Source organism: Streptomyces daliensis (assembly GCF_054782395.1).
The window spans coordinates 225,810-241,180 of record NZ_BAAGSO010000106.1 but is presented as its reverse complement, the minus strand read 5'-3'; the positions used below and the strand labels follow the sequence as shown (position 1 = coordinate 241,180).

The 15,371-nt window shown below is 71.3% G+C and carries 17 protein-coding genes; 9 read left to right on the top strand and 8 right to left on the bottom strand.

What is annotated here, in order from left to right; all coding sequences use genetic code 11:
* The first annotated feature begins 252 nt into the window (after window positions 1–252).
* The 5 genes from ACYVOO_RS28745 (at window position 253) to ACYVOO_RS28725 (ending at window position 5,674) form a co-directional block, all read left to right on the top strand.
* Complete coding sequence (locus ACYVOO_RS28745) at window positions 253–843, top strand: (2Fe-2S)-binding protein (protein ID WP_461018617.1); 591 nt, start codon at window positions 253–255, stop codon at window positions 841–843.
* Window positions 840–1,832: an FAD binding domain-containing protein gene (locus tag ACYVOO_RS28740; protein WP_461018616.1), complete on the top strand. Its 993-nt coding sequence runs from the start codon at window positions 840–842 to the stop codon at window positions 1,830–1,832. The genes ACYVOO_RS28745 and ACYVOO_RS28740 overlap by 4 nt, the downstream gene beginning before the upstream one ends.
* The gene (locus ACYVOO_RS28735; protein WP_461018615.1) at window positions 1,829–3,997 is read left to right on the top strand and encodes a xanthine dehydrogenase family protein molybdopterin-binding subunit; all 2,169 of its coding nucleotides are present in this window, start codon (window positions 1,829–1,831) and stop codon (window positions 3,995–3,997) included. The genes ACYVOO_RS28740 and ACYVOO_RS28735 overlap by 4 nt, the downstream gene beginning before the upstream one ends.
* Window positions 3,990–5,144, top strand: coding sequence for an XdhC family protein (locus tag ACYVOO_RS28730; protein WP_461018614.1), 1,155 nt, complete (start codon window positions 3,990–3,992; stop codon window positions 5,142–5,144). Before ACYVOO_RS28735 ends, ACYVOO_RS28730 begins: the two co-directional genes overlap by 8 nt.
* A 173-nt stretch (window positions 5,145–5,317) precedes the next feature.
* Entirely contained in the window at window positions 5,318–5,674 is a 357-nt protein-coding gene (locus ACYVOO_RS28725; protein ID WP_453349702.1) for a PRC-barrel domain-containing protein, read from the top strand.
* A gap of 146 nt (window positions 5,675–5,820) precedes the next feature.
* Here ACYVOO_RS28725 and ACYVOO_RS28720 read toward each other — a convergent pair whose 3' ends face one another.
* The 4 genes from ACYVOO_RS28720 to ACYVOO_RS28705 all read right to left on the bottom strand — a co-directional run bounded on the left by ACYVOO_RS28720 (window position 5,821) and on the right by ACYVOO_RS28705 (window position 9,498).
* Window positions 5,821–6,525, bottom strand: coding sequence for a glycoside hydrolase family 11 protein (locus tag ACYVOO_RS28720; RefSeq protein ID WP_461018613.1), 705 nt, complete (start codon window positions 6,523–6,525; stop codon window positions 5,821–5,823).
* 449 nt (window positions 6,526–6,974) lie between these two features.
* A complete protein-coding gene (locus ACYVOO_RS28715) occupies window positions 6,975–7,655 on the bottom strand; it encodes a DUF3159 domain-containing protein (protein ID WP_461018784.1) in 681 nt (226 codons plus the stop codon).
* Window positions 7,656–7,764: 109 nt separating this feature from the next.
* Entirely contained in the window at window positions 7,765–8,460 is a 696-nt protein-coding gene (locus tag ACYVOO_RS28710; RefSeq protein WP_461018612.1) for a TetR/AcrR family transcriptional regulator, read from the bottom strand.
* A gap of 69 nt (window positions 8,461–8,529) precedes the next feature.
* Window positions 8,530–9,498, bottom strand: coding sequence for an AraC family transcriptional regulator (locus ACYVOO_RS28705; RefSeq protein ID WP_461018611.1), 969 nt, complete (start codon window positions 9,496–9,498; stop codon window positions 8,530–8,532).
* Window positions 9,499–9,579: 81 nt separating this feature from the next.
* Between ACYVOO_RS28705 and ACYVOO_RS28700 the strand changes: the two genes are divergently transcribed.
* Window positions 9,580–10,239 (top strand): NAD(P)H-dependent oxidoreductase, encoded by a 660-nt coding sequence (locus tag ACYVOO_RS28700; RefSeq protein WP_461018610.1) that lies wholly within the window; start codon window positions 9,580–9,582, stop codon window positions 10,237–10,239.
* 130 nt (window positions 10,240–10,369) lie between these two features.
* Here ACYVOO_RS28700 and ACYVOO_RS28695 read toward each other — a convergent pair whose 3' ends face one another.
* On the bottom strand, window positions 10,370–11,068 hold the full coding sequence (locus tag ACYVOO_RS28695; RefSeq protein ID WP_461018609.1) for a type 1 glutamine amidotransferase domain-containing protein: 699 nt from the start codon (window positions 11,066–11,068) through the stop codon (window positions 10,370–10,372).
* Window positions 11,069–11,387: 319 nt separating this feature from the next.
* Entirely contained in the window at window positions 11,388–12,242 is an 855-nt protein-coding gene (locus tag ACYVOO_RS28690) for an NmrA family NAD(P)-binding protein (protein WP_461018608.1), read from the bottom strand.
* 159 nt (window positions 12,243–12,401) lie between these two features.
* Here ACYVOO_RS28690 and ACYVOO_RS28685 point away from each other — a divergent pair, with 159 nt between their 5' ends.
* A complete protein-coding gene (locus ACYVOO_RS28685) occupies window positions 12,402–13,004 on the top strand; it encodes a TetR/AcrR family transcriptional regulator (protein WP_461018607.1) in 603 nt (200 codons plus the stop codon).
* A 66-nt stretch (window positions 13,005–13,070) separates the two neighbouring features.
* Here ACYVOO_RS28685 and ACYVOO_RS28680 read toward each other — a convergent pair whose 3' ends face one another.
* Entirely contained in the window at window positions 13,071–13,613 is a 543-nt protein-coding gene (locus tag ACYVOO_RS28680) for an RICIN domain-containing protein (RefSeq protein WP_461018606.1), read from the bottom strand.
* Window positions 13,614–13,869: 256 nt separating this feature from the next.
* On the opposite strand from ACYVOO_RS28680, the gene ACYVOO_RS28675 reads away from it, so the two are divergent.
* Entirely contained in the window at window positions 13,870–14,457 is a 588-nt protein-coding gene (locus ACYVOO_RS28675) for a TetR/AcrR family transcriptional regulator (protein WP_461018605.1), read from the top strand.
* Window positions 14,444–15,094, top strand: coding sequence for a membrane protein YczE (yczE, locus tag ACYVOO_RS28670; RefSeq protein ID WP_461018604.1), 651 nt, complete (start codon window positions 14,444–14,446; stop codon window positions 15,092–15,094). The genes ACYVOO_RS28675 and yczE overlap by 14 nt, the downstream gene beginning before the upstream one ends.
* Here the strand turns inward: yczE and ACYVOO_RS28665 are convergent.
* Window positions 15,057–15,218: a hypothetical protein gene (locus ACYVOO_RS28665; protein ID WP_461018603.1), complete on the bottom strand. Its 162-nt coding sequence runs from the start codon at window positions 15,216–15,218 to the stop codon at window positions 15,057–15,059. The two genes, yczE and ACYVOO_RS28665, sit on opposite strands and share 38 nt — an antisense overlap.
* Window positions 15,219–15,371: the final 153 nt, after the last annotated feature.

Sequence of the window (15,371 nt, the reverse complement as noted above, 5' to 3'; positions counted from 1 at the left end):
TGTTAAGCGGACAGTTGTCCGTTAGGTTTTCTGGGAGCGCGGACAGTTGTCCGCTTAGGTCTACCCTAGCTGCTGCCGCGGGTGCCCGGAAACGGCCGTGACCGGTGCGCTCCGTCACGCAGCCTGCGCTTTTCGCACCGGCGCCCCCGTGCGGCGGTCCCGTGTCCCTGCCCTTATCCGTACATCTTCCGAACCGTCTGCCTGCCGGACCGTCCCTTCGGCGTGCTCCGGGCAGGCGAAAGAAGGCCGAGCATGGACCCATCGACGTCCAGCGACATCACTTTGCACATCAATGGCGAAAAGCACACCCTTCCCGTCGACCACCGCACCACCCTCCTCGACGCACTGCGCGAGCGACTCGACATGACGGGCACCAAGAAGGGCTGCGACCAGGGGCAGTGCGGTGCCTGCACCGTCATGATCGACGGGCGTCGCGCCGTCTCCTGCCTCCAGCTCGCGGTGGCCGCCGAGGGGCGCGAGATAACCACCATCGAGGGCGTGGCCGAGGGGGACCAACTGCACCCGGTGCAGCAGGCGTTCCTCGATCTCGACGGGTTCCAGTGCGGCTACTGCACACCCGGCCAGATATGTTCCGCCGTCGCGATGCTGGAGGAGCACGCCGCGGGCTGGCCGAGCGCCGCCACCGGCGACGTACGTCCCGAGGCGGGGCCGCCGCCTCTGACCCCGGAGGAGATACGGGAGCGGATGAGCGGCAACCTGTGCCGCTGCGGCGCCTACGTGTCGATCGTCGAAGCGGTGTCCCGCGCCGCGAACACCCCCACCGGGGCCGCCGCGACCGCCAAGGCCACCGCGGGTGCCGGAAACACGGAGGAGGCGGCGTGAAGGAGTTCGGATACCAGCGCGCCGGTGACGTGTCCGGCGCCGTCGCCGTCCTCGACGCCGACCCCGAGGCGCGTTTCCTCGGCGGCGGCACCAACCTCGTGGACCTGATGAAGACCGGCGTCGAACGTCCCGCGCGCCTCGTGGACGTGCGGGAACTCCCGCTGGACACCATCGAGGAGGTGCCCGGGGGCGGTCTGCGCATCGGGGCCACCGTCACCAACAGCGACCTCGCCGCGCACCCCCTCGTCCGGCAGCACTACCCGGCGCTCGCGCAGGCCGTGCTGGCCGGTGCCTCCGGGCAACTGCGCAACATGGCGACCGTCGGCGGGAACCTCCTCCAGCGCACCCGCTGCGGCTACTTCGCCGACGTCAGCAAGCCGTGCAACAAGCGCGACCCCGGCAGCGGCTGCCCCGCCGTCGAGGGCGAGCACCACAATCACGCCATCCTCGGCGCCTCCGGGCACTGCGTCGCCGTCCACCCCTCCGACATGGGTGTGGCGCTGACCGCGTTCGACGCCGTCGTCTCCTACGAGACGGCCGACGGGCCCGGTGAGCTGCCGCTCGCCGAGTTCTACCTGCCCGTGGGCGACACCCCGCACCGGGAGACGGCCCTCCCGCAGGGCGCCCTGATCACCGCCGTCACCCTGCCGCCCGCGCCCGTCGCCGGGCACTCGCGCTACCGCAAGGTGCGCGAGCGGGCCTCGTACGCGTTCGCGATCGGCTCCGTCGCCGCCGCGCTGGAGATCAGCGACGGCACCGTGACCGGCGCGCGGCTCGCCTTCGGCGCCGTCGCCTCCCGCCCCTGGCGGGCGCGGGCCGCCGAACGCGTGCTGGTCGGAGCCCCGGCGACGGCCGAGACCTACGCCGCAGCGGCTGACGCCGAACTGGCGGCGGCCGAGCCGCTGCGGGACAACGCCTACAAGGTGACCCTCATGCGCAATCTGACCGTGGCCGTCCTGACCGAACTGACGGAGGAGACCGCCCGATGACGACCCTCACAACCGGTACGTCGGCACCCCCCGCGTCCGTCGGCACCGCGCACACCCGCGTGGAGGGCCGGGACAAGGTCACAGGGGCCGCCCGCTACGCGGGCGAGATCCCCTTCGCCGACCTCGCCCACGGATGGCTGGTGCTCTCCACCGTCGCCCGCGGCCGGATCGTCTCGGTGGAGACCGACGCCGTCCTGGAGATGCCCGGTGTGCTCACCGTCCTCCACCACGGCAACGCGCCGCGGGTGAACGGCGACTTCATCAGCATGATGGGCACCCCGCCCGACCCCGCCTCCGTCCTCTTCCAGCACGACCGCGTCCCCTTCCTGGGCTGGCCGGTGGCGCTCGTCGTCGCCGAGACCTCCGAGCAGGCGAGGGAGGCGGCCGAAGCGCTCGTGGTGCACTACGAGAAGGAGCCGCACGACGTCGCCTTCTCCCCCGGACGCCCGGACGCCTATCCGCTGGAAGGGCACATGCCCGCGGAGACGGAGAAGGGCGACCAGGCCGCCGGACTCGCCGACTCCGCCGTCGTGGTGGACGCCGAGTACCACACGCCGGAGGAGCACCACAACCCGATGGAGCCGCACGCGGCGACCGCACGCTGGGACGGTGGCCGCCTCGACGTCGTCGACTCCAACCAGGGCAGCGGCTGGGTGGCGGGCGATCTGGCGCAGCTCTTCTCGCTCGACCCCGGCTCGGTGCGGGTGCGCTCCGAGCACGTCGGCGGCGGCTTCGGCAGCAAGGGCACCCGCGCAAACCAGGTGGGCGCCGTGCTGGCGGCGACCGTGCTCCAGCGGCCCGTACGGGTCGTCATGACCCGCCGTCAGATGTTCTCGCTCGCCGGATACCGCAGCCCCACGGCGCAGCGGGTGCGGCTCGGCGCCGACGCCGACGGCAGGCTGCGCGCGCTGGACCACAGCGCGCTGAGCCAGACATCGTCCGTGCACGAGTTCGTCGAGCCCAGCGCGGGGGTGGCCCGCGTGATGTACGACGCCGAGGCGCACCGCACCTCCAACCAGGTCGTACGCCTCGACGTGCCGACCCCGACGTGGATGCGCGCGCCGGGCGAGGCACCGGGGTCCTTCGCGCTGGAGTCGGCCCTCGACGAGCTGGCCGAGAAGTGCGGGATCGACCCGATCGAACTGCGGGCGCGCAACGAGCCCGAGCGCGGCCCCGTCTCCGGGATGCCGTTCAGCACCCGCAACCTGCTGGCCTGCTTCCGCGAGGGCGCCCACAGGTTCGACTGGGCCGACAGGGACCCCCGTCCCCGTCAGCGCCGCGAGGGCCGCTGGCTGATCGGCACCGGCACCGCAGCGGCCTCCTTCCCGTCCGGTGCCATGCCGTCCACGGCGGCCGTGACCGCCGAGGCGGACGGCACCTTCACGGTGCGGATCGCCGCCGCCGACATCGGAACGGGCGCGCGCACAGCGCTGACCCTGGTCGCCGCCGACGCGCTGGAGACGGCGCCCGAGCGCGTCCGGGTGCGCATCGGCAACAGCGACTTCGGGCCCGCGATGATCGCGGGCGGTTCGATGGGCACCCGCTCCTGGTCGTGGGCGGTCACGGCCGCGGCCCGTGAGCTGCGCGAACGGCTCATCCCCGGTACCGAGGTGCCGCCGGAGGGGATCACCATCCGCTCGGACACCAGCGAGGCCGTCGCGGCGCTCGCCCAGAAGGAACGGCACTCGTTCGGGGCGCAGTTCGCCGAGGTCGCCGTGGACGTCGCCACCGGCGAGGTGCGCGTGCGGCGCATGCTCGGGATCTTCGCGACGGGCCGCGTCGTCAACCCGCTCACGGCCCGCAACCAGCTCGCGGGCGGGATGGTCTGGGGCCTGTCCATGGCCCTCCACGAGGAGGCGGTCAGGGACGCGGCCTCGGGCGGCCTCTACGGCGCCGACCTCGCGGGTTACCACGTCGCCACGCATGCCGACGTGCCGCCCGTCGAGGTCGACTGGGTGTCGGACGACGACCCCGAGGACCCGGTCGGGATCAAGGGCGTCGGCGAGATCGGCATCGTGGGCGCGGCGGCCGCCGTCGCCAACGCGGTGTGGCACGCGACGGGTGTGCGGCACCGGAGCCTGCCCATCCGGCCCGACCGCGTCCTGGAGACGGGGGCCGGAGCGGGTTCGGGTTCGGGGGCGGGTCCGGGAGCGGCGGATGCTTGACATCGCCGCCGAGCTGGACCGCTGGGCGGCGGAGGGCCGGGAGTTCGCCGTCGCCACCGTCGTCGGGGTCAGCGGCAGCGCGCCCCGCGACCCCGGCGCGGCGCTCGCCGTCGACAGCGAGGGCACCGCGATCGGCTCGGTCTCCGGGGGCTGCGTGGAGGGCGCGGTGTACGAGCTGTGCCTCCAGGCGCTCCGGAGCGGCGAGACCGTACTCGAACGGTTCGGCTACAGCGACGAGGACGCCTTCGCCGTCGGGCTCACCTGCGGCGGAGTCATCGACGTCCTGGTCGTACCGGCCGGGGCCCGGACGGCAGGGGCCGCCGTGCACCGCGCGGCGGTGTCGGCCGTCCGGCGCGGCGAGCCCGTCGCCCTGGCCAGGGTCGTCAAGGGCCCGGCCGGGCTGCCGGGGCGGGCCCTGCTCCTGCGGCCCGACGGCACCCTCGAGGGCACCCTCGGCGGGCCCGACGAGCTGGACCGCACGGCGGCGGCCGAGGCCCTGGCCATGCTGGAGGCTGGCCGCACCGGCACGGTCACGCTCTCGGAGGACGGTTCGCACTGCCCCGGTGGCGTCACCCTGCTCGTGGAGTCCAGCCTGCCTCCGCCTCGCATGATCGTCTTCGGCGCGATCGACTTCGCCGCGGCGCTCGTCAGGGCCGGGCGGTTCCTCGGGTACCACGTCACCGTGTGCGACGCGCGCGCCGTCTTCGCCACGCGGGCCCGCTTCCCGGAGGCGGACGAGATCGTCGTCGACTGGCCGCACCGCTACCTGCTGCGTACGGAGACCGACGCGCGCACCGTCCTGTGCGTGCTCACGCACGACGCCAAGTTCGACATCCCGCTCCTGCGGGAGGCGCTGCGGATGCCGGTCGCCTTCGTCGGCGCGATGGGTTCGCGCCGCACGCACCAGGACCGCGAGCGGCGGCTGCGCGAGGCGGGGCTGACGGAGGAGGAGACGGCGCGGCTCCGGTCGCCGATCGGCCTCGACCTCGGCGCCCGCACGCCGGAGGAGACGGCCCTGTCCATCGCTGCGGAGATCGTCGCGGCCCGGCACGGCGGCACGGGCATGCCGCTCACCGGGTCCGGCACACCGATCCACCGGGAGGGGGCACAGGGGGTACGGGGTTCGGCGCCCCGTACCGCGGCCTGACGGGCAGCGGTCTGAGGAGTGAGGGCCCGCGCGGACGAAGGCGTCCGCGCGGGCCCTCACGTGTGCGCCGGTGCGGGCGGATACCCGGACGGACACGGCCAACCGGGTTCCCCCGGATGTGCCCGTCGGCCCCGTGCAGGAGCATGGAGACCGCCGAGGAGCGGAGGACGACGATGTTCGAGGCACACGACATCAAGGAGTGGCGGGACCACGACGTGGTGGACCTGGACGGGCACAAGATCGGCTCGCTGGAGTCGGTCTACGTGGACACCCGCACCGACCGGCCCGCCTTCGCGACGGTGACCCTGGGCCTGCCCACCCGTCGGCGGCTGGCGTTCGTCCCCCTGGACGGGGCGACCGTGGGCCCTGGCTATCTGAAGGTCACCCACTCCAAGGACCAGGTCAAGGACGCCCCCTCGATCGACACCGACGGGGAGCTGCGGGCCGCCGAGGAGGAGTCGGTGTTCGCGCATTACGGCCTGGCCTACGAGCAGGGCAGCGGCGGCGAGCGGCGGCTCGCACGGCGCTGACCACGCCGGGACGTATTACTGGGCTGCCCCGCACCACGTCTCGCCGCGCCGTCAGCGCCGCGGCGGCTCCGAGGGTGTGAACTGGTGACGCGGCGGCCAGGAGGAGGCCGCCGCGTCACGGGGGTGCCGAAGGGGAGCGGGAACGGTCAGCCGCTCACCGAGATGTTCGAGCTGCCGCTGCTCTGGTAGCCCTCCGTCGCCATGATCATGTAGTACCGGAAGCTGCCCAGGGACATCCCGGCCCGGGACCACGCGTCGAAGTGGTTGCCCGTGGTGATGGTGCCGCCCGTCTTCTTCTGCTGCCGCACGCTCCAGAACTGCGGGAAGGTGCGGGTGCCCTCGACGGAGGGGGCGTTGTACCGCATCGTGTGGTAGATGTCGTACGTGCCGCCGTCGCTGGTGACCGTGCCGCGGTGCGTTCCCGTGGGCCGGTAGTTGCCCCAGTTGTCGACGATGTAGTACTCCACCAGCGGGTTCGACGTCCACCCGTAGAGGCACAGATAGCCGTTGCCCGACGGAGAGAAGCTGCCCGAGTACTGCACGGTCCTGCGTCCGCCGGTGCTCCAGCCCTTGCCGCAGACGAAGTTGCCGGTGTTGCGCCACGAGGTGCTGTAACTGCCGCCGCCGGTCAGGTTCATGGAGACCGTCCCGGACGCGTCGGTCCAGAACGAGTAGTAGTAGCCGTTGTGGGTGCCGGTCTGGTTCGAGTTGACGGTTCTGTCGGAGTCGGCACGGGCCACGGTGCTGGGCAGCATCACCGCGGACGTCGTGGCCACCGCCAGAGTGCCGCCGCGGACGATGAGACTCCGGCGGCTGATCGGGCGGGGTGTGGGGGCGTCGTTCTCGTGCATGCTTCCTCCTCGTGAGGGCTGGCACAGGCCAGGCAGCGTGATACGACCCGGCAGGGGGGTGGTGGCGGCCAGGCGGCGGCGACCGCGCGTCGGCGTCCTGCGACGCGGCGGGGCTGGGGCCGGTCGCGCGCGGCTCGACGACCGGAGAACCGGGCCATGACGGGCGGCCCGGATCGACAGCGGTGCGGCCTGTCGATGACCGACAGTGTTGAACCGGCTCCACGGGTTGTCAACGGTTTCCGGAAGTATTACGGAAATCTCTTCTTGTTCGGAAATTGACGAGGAGGAAATAAGGGCAGCTCAGTGCCGTACTGAGCACGCGAAGGCCGGACCGATCACCGAATGCGTCGATGCGGTGATCAATGACCTGGTCAAGATCTTCGAAAATTATCGGAGAACTTCCGGCCTGGTCGGGACGAGCCAGGGGCGCGGGGGAGCGGAGCCGTCGGTCAGGCGCGCTTGGCGGGCAGCAGCCCCATGACCTTCAGCCGCTTGTCGGAAGCCCGGGCGGCCCAGGCGACGGCCAGGAGGCCGACGGCGAGGAGCGGGTAGCCCATGGCGATCTTGGCGAAGCCCAGCGAACCGACCTCGTCGGCCTGGTAGAGGTACTGCTGGACGGCGAACCGGGCGCCGAAGATGGCGGCCAGCACCAGGGTGGCGATGTCGTAGTAGATCCGCGAGCGCTTGTCCGCCCGCCAGACGGTGCCCTTGCCGGTCGCCGAGTTCCAGATCAGACCGGCCAGGGGCCAGCGCAGCGCCACGGAGAGGACGAAGACGACGGCGCCGGCCAGGCTCGCCCAGATGCCGATGAGGAAGAAGTCCTTGGCCGATCCCGTGTACCAGGAGATCCCCGCGGCGATCGCCACGCCGAACACGCCGCCGAGTGCGGGCTGGATCGACTCCTTGCGCGTCAACCGCTCCACCGCGATGCCCAGGGCGACGAGCAGAGCGGCGAGGATGCCCACCTTGAGTCCGCCGAGGCTGTTGGCGACGACGAACACCAGCGCGGGCAGCGCCGAGTAGACGATCCCCCTGGTGCCGCCCGCCTGCTCCAGCGCCGACTTCCGCTTCCGGTCGCCTGCCGTCTGCATGTCGGTCGCCGCCGCCTGGGGACTGGTGGTGGTCTGCATGGTGATCAGCTCTTCCGGGGTCGTCTCGGGGACACATCGATCGTTCGTCACTAAGTGACAGTCTGACACTGCACGACGATCGAAGCCACTTCGTGCACTGTGACCTGAGTCACGCCCAGGCGCCCGCCTCCGGCGCGGCGGGCGCCTCGCCGAGGTGGACCGGATCGCCCACGGCGCCCCCGGTGGCCGTGCGGACGGCGTCCGCGATGAAGCCGAAATTCTCGTCACCGAGCTGCCGCGGATCGGCACCTTCCAGAAGGGCGGCTCCGACGTACTCGTTGATGACGCGCAGGGCCGCCGCGGCGGCCGCGGCGTGCAGCCGCGCCTCAAGGCCGTCGGGCGGAACTCCGAGGCGCGTCGCGATGACCCCGGCCAGTTCGCGTTCCACCTGGTCGCAGGCCATCAGCCAGGCCGTGCGCAGGGCCGGTTCGGTATCGGCCAGCCGAATCATCTTGATACCCAGCCCGGCATCGGCCTGTTCCGACGGGCCGGCCTCGTCGGCCAACCGCCTCGCCTCCGTGGCGAAGTGCTCCTCCAGAGAACGGTGCGGCGGCCAACTGCGCAGGGTGGCGAGTTCCCACTCCACGCTCTGCGCGACGATCGGCTCCGCGCAGCTCTCCTTACTGCGGAAATGACGCCAGATGGTGCGGGTCGACAGCCCCACCGCCTCCGCGATCTGGTCGCCGCTCGTGCCGCCGACGCCCTGCGCCCAGAACAGGCGTGCCGCCTCCCGCGAGATCTCCAGACGTACGCGACGGCGCCGCCGCTCGCTCATCCCGCCACGGCCGCGTTCGGTCGATGCCACGCCGTCGGCCCCTTTCACCATCGCACTGCATTCACTCAGCGCCATACTGACACTAAGTGACGCCACATGCTAGCGAGCGGCGTCGATCGCGGGGCGAACAGCGCCGGACCGGCGGCGGAACTCGCTCGGGTTGGTGCCCCGGAGTCTCTTGAACGCCACGCTGAACGCGAACGGATCGGTGTAGCCGACGGCGCGTGCCACATGAGCGACGGTCGAGGATTCCCGCTCGACGAGGAGATCAGCCGCCAGCGTCATGCGCCAGCGGGTCAGATAGGCCAGCGGCGGCTCGCCGAGCAGATCGGCGAACCGTTTCGCGAGCGTCGAGCGGGACACCCCCGCACGCCGGGCCAGCTCGCCCACCGTCCATGGCGCAGCGGGCTCGGTGTGCAAGAGGCTCAGCGCCTGGCCGACCACCGGGTCCTTCTGGGCGGTCCACCAGGCCGGAGGGTGGCCGCCGGGCCGGTCCAGCCAGGTGCGCAGTGTGCAGACCAGCATCCAGTCGAGGAGCCGGTCGAGCACGACCTGCTGGCCCGGTTCGTCGCGGGCGACCTCGGAGGCGAGGTGGTCCAGCACCGGGTCGCCGGTGTCTCCGGCGTCCACGCGCAGCACGACGGGCAGCGCGTCCATCAACGGCCGGCTGATCTCGCCGCTGACCGGATAGGCACCGACCACCAAAGTCGTCGCACCACTGCCGTCGCCGCCCTCTTCGCCGGGATCGTGCCAGCCCAGACGGTGCCGTGTGCCGCCCTGCTCGGGCGTCGCGCAGTCCTGCCCGCAGACGATCGGCTCCGCCGTGCTGCCGGGTTCGTCGACGAAGGTGAATGTCGTCGGACCACGCACCACGATCGTGTCGTGGGCGCCGAGGCGCTCAGGCGGATGCCCCTCAGGCACGATCCAGCCAGCGCCGGTGAGGACAGTGCACAGCGTCAGCGGCGCACCGTCCACGAAGTGCAGCGACCAGGGCGGGGACAGCGTCGAACTGCCGAACAGGGAGCCGCGGGCCCGCACCCCGCGGAAGAGGTCGCTGGTGACGTCCACACCCACAAGATAGACGATCACAAAGGCATTGCGGCTTCCTGCCCATGTGAACGTGCGGCCAGCACGTGTTCAGTGGTGGTCATGAGCACTGATGACGACAACGCACTGACCCTGCTCGTCACGGCACACCCGGACGCCGACTCCCTGACCCACCACGTGGCGGAACGACTCGTCGCGGCCCTCCGCCCCCGGGCGGTCGAGGTGGCGGACCTGCACCGGGAGCGGTTCGACCCCAGGTTCACCCCGGTGGACCGCCGGGCCTATCACGGAGGCGGCGACCACCCTCCCGATGTCGCCCGCGAACACCGCCGTCTCGACCGCGCCACCGACCTCGTCCTGGTCTTCCCCGTGTACTGGTGGTCCGTGCCGGCGCTGCTGAAGGGGTGGATCGACCGCGTGTTCGTCAACGGCTGGGCCTTCGAGGACACGGCCGAGTCGGGTCTGCGCCCGAAGCTGCAACGGCTCACGACACATCTGCTGCCCGTCGCCGGAGCCGACTCCGGCACCTACGAGCGTCACGGATACGAACAGGCGCTGCGGACGCAGATCGAGCACGGCATCGTCGACTACGTCGGAAGCCGCCGTGGTGTCACCGCGTTCATCCACGAATCCGAGCAGCCCTCCCCCACGGCCACGGCGGCGAGCGTCACACGCGCCGTACGCGCCGTCAGCGAGGCCATACGAACCGGCTCACCGCGTGCCCTCTCCAGTGCTGCGCCTGCGGCGCTCGAAGCCGGGTGACCGAGGAACCTCCTGGCTACCGAAGAGCCTCCTGCCTGGTGAGCGACGTCGGCCAGGACGGGGGTGCCGAAGAGCGGGCCCGCCCCCGTACCGGAAGGGAGGGCCCGCTCCTCGTGCGCCGGGTGGTGTGTCAGCGCAGCGCGGCGATCATGTCCTCGGCCAGCCTGGCGCTGGAGGCGGGGTTCTGGCCGGTGAAGAGGTTGCCGTCGACGATGTTGTGCTGCTGGTATGCCGCCCCTTCGACGTGGTCTGCGCCCAGCTCCCGCAGACGCGAGGCGAGCAGCCACGGAGCGCCCTCGGCGGTGCCGAAAAGCCGCTCCTCCTCGTCGGTGAACGCGGTCATCCTGCGGCCGGCGAAGAGCCAGTTGCCGTCCTCGTCCTTGGCGCTGAGCAGCGCGGCCGGACCGTGGCAGACAGCGCCGATGAGCTTGCCGCCCTTGTCCGCCTCGGCCAGCAGACGGCCCAGGCCGGCGTCCTGGAAGAGGTCGACGACCGGGCCGTGGCCGCCGGGCAGCACCACCGCGACGTAGTCGTCGATGCCGACCTCCTCGAGCTTCAGCAGCGGGCCGAACTCCTCCAGCGCCTTCTGGGCGTGTGCCACATGGCGGGCGCACTCCTCCCCCGCGACCGCCGGGTCGGCGCTGTGCTCGTCCAGCGGCTGGAGTACCCCGCCCGGAGAAGCGAAGTCGACCGTGTAACCGGCCTCCACGAACTTCTCGTGCGGAGCGGCCAGCTCCTCCGCCCAGTAACCCGTCGGGTACTTCGATCCGTCGGTGCGCTCCCACACGTCGGCAGCCGACATGACGAGGAGAACCTTGCCCTTGCTCATACGAGTTCCTGTTCTGTGAAGAGACATCCCGGGCAGGCGGCACCTTGCTCCGGAACAGTCGGTGGCCAGGCATGACGCGACGGCGACAGAGCGCGCAAGAGCGCCGGCCGTGGTGTGGGCCCGCTCATCGGCCGCCCGTCGGAGGAAGGCCGTGGAACCCCTTTGTGCCGTGCGCATGCCGTGATCCGTCCTCTGTCACTCATCCCGAGGACGTACATCCAGCATGGCCCGCCGCCGGTCCCCGTGGACGTGCGTAGCGGGCCCTGTGCGGCAGCGGACCCGGCGGACCAGGACTCACAGACCCACGCGGGATTCACGTTCAGTCGGCGATGAGGGCTGCGAGCCGGTCGGCGGCGGTGCGGGGCTCGCGGCCGAGGAGTTCGGCCAGCAGAGGGTCGGCTTCGGCGAAGTAGCCCTCGCGGGATGCCTGGTACCAGGTGAGCATGAGCCGGGCCGTCTGGTCCGGCACACCGCTCGCGATCTGGTCGGCGACCCACTGTTCGTCGTCCACGACGACGCGTTCGATGGTGCGGCCGGTGAGGTCCGAGGCGATCTCGGCGAAGTCGTCGAAGGTGACGGCGGCCGGCGCGGCGAGGGTGACGGGGCCGTCGAGGGAGCGGCCACCGGCGAGGACGACAGCGGTGGCCTCGGCTATGTCGGCACGGTCGGTGTACGGGATGGGGCCGTCCTCCGGCTGGGCGATCACGCCGGTCCGCTGCCACGGACCGAGAACCTGGTCGAGCGGGCCGTAGGCGCCGTTGCGCAGCGCGGTCCAGGCGGCTCCGGAGTCGCCGAGGAGCGCCTCGGTGGCGATGTGGAAGTCCGACGGCCGGTACGGGTTGCCGGGGACGGCGCCCTGCTGGCTCGTGTAGACGATCCGCCGGGTGCCGGCCGCGACCGCGGCTTCGATGGCGTTGCGGTGCAGGCCGACCATGTCGGCGGCCGGGTCGTTGCCGGACACCAGAAGGACCTGCTCGGCACCGGCGAACGCGTCACGCAGCGCGGCCGGGTCCTCGTAGGAGCCCTGCCGCACGCGCACACCGCGGTCGGCGAAGTGCTGCGCCTTGGCGGTGTCGCGGACGCTGACGCCGATCTGGTCGGCGGGTATGCGCTTGAGGAGGTGCTCGACGGTGGCGCCGCCCAGCCCGCCGGTGGCGCCGGTGACAACGATCATGTTCTTGCCCTTCCCGAGCGCCCACGGTGTCCGTCCTGGCGGTGGGCGCAATCATACGTTGACCAAGCTGGTCAGTTTCCCTTCTGGCTGCGACCGTAGGTAAACTGACCCGGTCAGTCAAATTACGACGGCGGGTGACAAGAGGAGGCGGTGAGGGCCATGGCCGGTGCGGTGTCTTCGGGCTCCCGGCTGCGCGCCGACGCCCGGCGCAATTCCGAGCAGATCCGCTCCGCCGCGATCGGCGCCTTCCAGGGGCAGGGCCTGACGGTGCCGCTGGAGGAGGTCGCCAAGGCGGCAGGGGTGAGCAAGGCCACGATCTTCAACCGGTTCGGCGGACGGATCGGCCTCATCGAATCCGTCATCGAGGAGCTCGTCGCGAGTGAGCTGTTCGCCGTGATCGACCACACCCGGACCATCGACGACGTCGGCGAGCGGATCGCGTACTACCTCACCGCGATCCGCGACCTCCAGTACCGCCGGCCCGCCTTCAACGACGTCCTGTTGCAGACCTATCCGCACTCGCAGCAGCTCATGGAGATCTGCCGGGTCGGCAGCGCGGCCAACGAAGAGCTCATCGCGGCGGCGCGGGCCACCGGCGCACTGCGGCCGGAGTTCACGGCGGACGACCTCCACGCGCTCGTCGTCGACAACGCCCTCGCCCTCAAGCACGGCAAGCGGCCTCCCCGGGACGACTACGACCGCCGCACCACGTATCTCCTGGACGGAATCCGAGGGAGCTCCCCCGCTTCCAGCGGACGATGAGCACCCGATGAGGTGGCCGCAGCCGCGAACGGTGTGCGCGGCTGCGGACGGTCCCGCCTCTGCTCCCTACTCAGGGTTGATGTGCCAACGCTGGGCCGCTGTGGACGTGTTGCTGCTGGGGAGCGGGCGCAGCGGAGCGTAGTTGTCGTTGCCGAAGAGACCGGTCACCGCCAGGTCCTCGTCGTTGTAGGGCGAGATGACGAACTGGTCGCTGGTGCCGCCCACCGGCCGGACGACCCACCACTGCGCCTTGTTGGTGCCGCACTTCTGGAGCAGCACCGATGTGCCGGCCTTTCCGTTGCCCTGGGTCTCGGCGCAGGAGCCGGTCTTGGCGGACTTCCACTTGTAGATGTCGGAGTGCCCACTGACCCGTTCGAAGGTGAAGGTCCGCGGGATGGTGTTGTCGTCGGCGTAGTACACCTGCAGGAAGGTGCCGGGGTTGCCCACCGTGTCGTCGGGGACGAGGTAGTTGTCGTACGCGTGGTTGGTCAGGACGGAGGGTTCGGAGGGCACGTCGCCGGGTGCTGCCTGTGCCGAACCGCTGCCGACGAGGACACCGGCCAGCGCGGCTGCGGTGGCCATAGCTACCCGGAAGCATGAGTGGCGCATGGATCTCCTTTAGCGAAGGGTGTCCGTTGAGTGGAGCGTGCCGAGGCTGCCCCGCGAGAGACCCCGGCAACGCACGCACCACGCACACCACCCGACCGAGTGCCCACGGGCGCGGGGCAGTTGACGCTCACACGCTTCCGGAGCCCCAGGGGCAGCAGGGGCAGCACCACATGCGCACCAGTTCGTCGGCACCCTCCGGCCGAGCCGAGCCGAGCCCGTCCAGGCCCTTATTTTAACTATCTGGTAAGTTAAAATAATGCAGCGGAACACGACCTCCCGCGCTCGCCTGCTGGCCGCGGCCGAGCAGGTCTTCTACGAGCAGGGCATCACCAGGACGAACATCGACACCGTCGCCCGGGCGGCCAAAGCCACCAAACCAACCGTGTACGCGCATTTCGCCTCCAAGTCGGCGCTCGTGGCCGGCGCGCTGGAGGCGAGACAGCAGCGCATCGCGGCCGACCTCGCCGCACACCTGGCGGACGAGGAGCCCGGAGCGCCGCGCCTGACCGCCCTGTTCGACTGGTTCGCCTCCTGGTACGAGCACGCCAACGGCCGGGGCTGCGCCTTCCTCAACGCCGCCGCCGAGTCCCCCGCGGACGACACGGTGGCCGCCGCCGTACGGGCCGAGAAGCAGTGGCTGCTGCGTGTGCTGCGAGAACTGTGCGCGGAGACCGGGTGCGACCACCCGGACGAGCTCGCCTCGCAGCTGCTTCTGCTGATCGACGGAGTTGCCGCGCGGGTCCTCGTACACGGCCCTGGCGAGGCGAGCGCGGCCACGACCGCGGCAGCGCACGCCGCCGCCGCGCTCCTGGCGTCCGCCACGCACAGCCATGGCGCGTCTTGACGACCGTCCCGTGCAGCGCGCGCTGCGGATCGCGGCGGGGCTGGCGCTGTACGGGACGAGCCAGGCGGTGCTGGTGAAAGCCCACCTCGGCACCGATCCGTGGACCGTGTTCACACAAGGCCTCACGCGGGTCACCGGGTTCACACTGGGCCAGACCACCATCGTCGTCTCGCTGGCCCTGCTGGCACTGTGGGTACCGCTGCGCCAGCGCCCCGGACTGGGCACGGCCGCGAACGCGCTGATGGTGGGCCCGTTCGTGGACCTGGGAATCGCCTGGATACCCGCACCGGCCCACTGGAGCGTGCGCGTCGTGTTCATGGCCATGGCCGTGCTCGGCGTCGCCGTCGCCACGGGACTGTATGTCGGAGCCGGATGGGGGCCCGGTCCTCGCGACGGGCTGATGACGGGGCTCGCGCGCCACGGCATCCCGCTGATCGCGGCCCGCGCCGGGATCGAGGTGAGCGTGCTCGTCGTCGGCTGGCTGCTGGGCGGCAGCGTGGGCGTGGCCACCGTCGTCTTCGCCGGTGGCATCGGGCCGCTGGTCGGCTACACGCTGCCCAGACTGACGCTGCCTCCCGGGCGGCGGGGCGACGGCGGCCTCAACGGCGCGCCACCCACACCGGGCGCTCCACGGTGACACCGTCGAGCTGAAGCCTGCCTCCGGGCCCCCGCACACGCACGCCCGCCGCGTCCCGGATGCGTCGCATCGTCACCACGTGGACGCCGTGGGCGTAGAAGAGGTCGCCAGCGACCGCGACCACGCGCCCGAGCGTCTCGTCCTCCTCCGTGGCGCGCAGCCTCCCTCCACGCCAACTCTGGTGACCCGTAAGCGCATTCGGCTCCTATGTCACCCTTACGCGGCTTGAGAACGGCTGTTCTCGCCACTACGGTCTTCAGCAGAGAAGAGCCGTTCT

Excerpts from the sequence above, each read along its gene's own strand:
- ACYVOO_RS28730 (WP_461018614.1), top strand. The coding sequence starts at position 3,990 with ATGCTTGACATCGCCGCCGAGCTGGACCGCTGGGCGGCGGAGGGCCGG.
- yczE (WP_461018604.1), top strand. The coding sequence starts at position 14,444 with ATGGCGCGTCTTGACGACCGTCCCGTGCAGCGCGCGCTGCGGATCGCG.
- ACYVOO_RS28745 (WP_461018617.1), top strand. The coding sequence starts at position 253 with ATGGACCCATCGACGTCCAGCGACATCACTTTGCACATCAATGGCGAA.
- ACYVOO_RS28720 (WP_461018613.1), bottom strand. The coding sequence starts at position 6,525 with ATGCACGAGAACGACGCCCCCACACCCCGCCCGATCAGCCGCCGGAGT.
- ACYVOO_RS28700 (WP_461018610.1), top strand. The coding sequence starts at position 9,580 with ATGAGCACTGATGACGACAACGCACTGACCCTGCTCGTCACGGCACAC.
- ACYVOO_RS28680 (WP_461018606.1), bottom strand. The coding sequence starts at position 13,613 with ATGCGCCACTCATGCTTCCGGGTAGCTATGGCCACCGCAGCCGCGCTG.
- ACYVOO_RS28735 (WP_461018615.1), top strand. The coding sequence starts at position 1,829 with ATGACGACCCTCACAACCGGTACGTCGGCACCCCCCGCGTCCGTCGGC.
- ACYVOO_RS28685 (WP_461018607.1), top strand. The coding sequence starts at position 12,402 with ATGGCCGGTGCGGTGTCTTCGGGCTCCCGGCTGCGCGCCGACGCCCGG.
- ACYVOO_RS28675 (WP_461018605.1), top strand. The coding sequence starts at position 13,870 with ATGCAGCGGAACACGACCTCCCGCGCTCGCCTGCTGGCCGCGGCCGAG.
- ACYVOO_RS28690 (WP_461018608.1), bottom strand. The coding sequence starts at position 12,242 with ATGATCGTTGTCACCGGCGCCACCGGCGGGCTGGGCGGCGCCACCGTC.
- ACYVOO_RS28725 (WP_453349702.1), top strand. The coding sequence starts at position 5,318 with ATGTTCGAGGCACACGACATCAAGGAGTGGCGGGACCACGACGTGGTG.
- ACYVOO_RS28715 (WP_461018784.1), bottom strand. The coding sequence starts at position 7,655 with ATGCAGACCACCACCAGTCCCCAGGCGGCGGCGACCGACATGCAGACG.
- ACYVOO_RS28695 (WP_461018609.1), bottom strand. The coding sequence starts at position 11,068 with ATGAGCAAGGGCAAGGTTCTCCTCGTCATGTCGGCTGCCGACGTGTGG.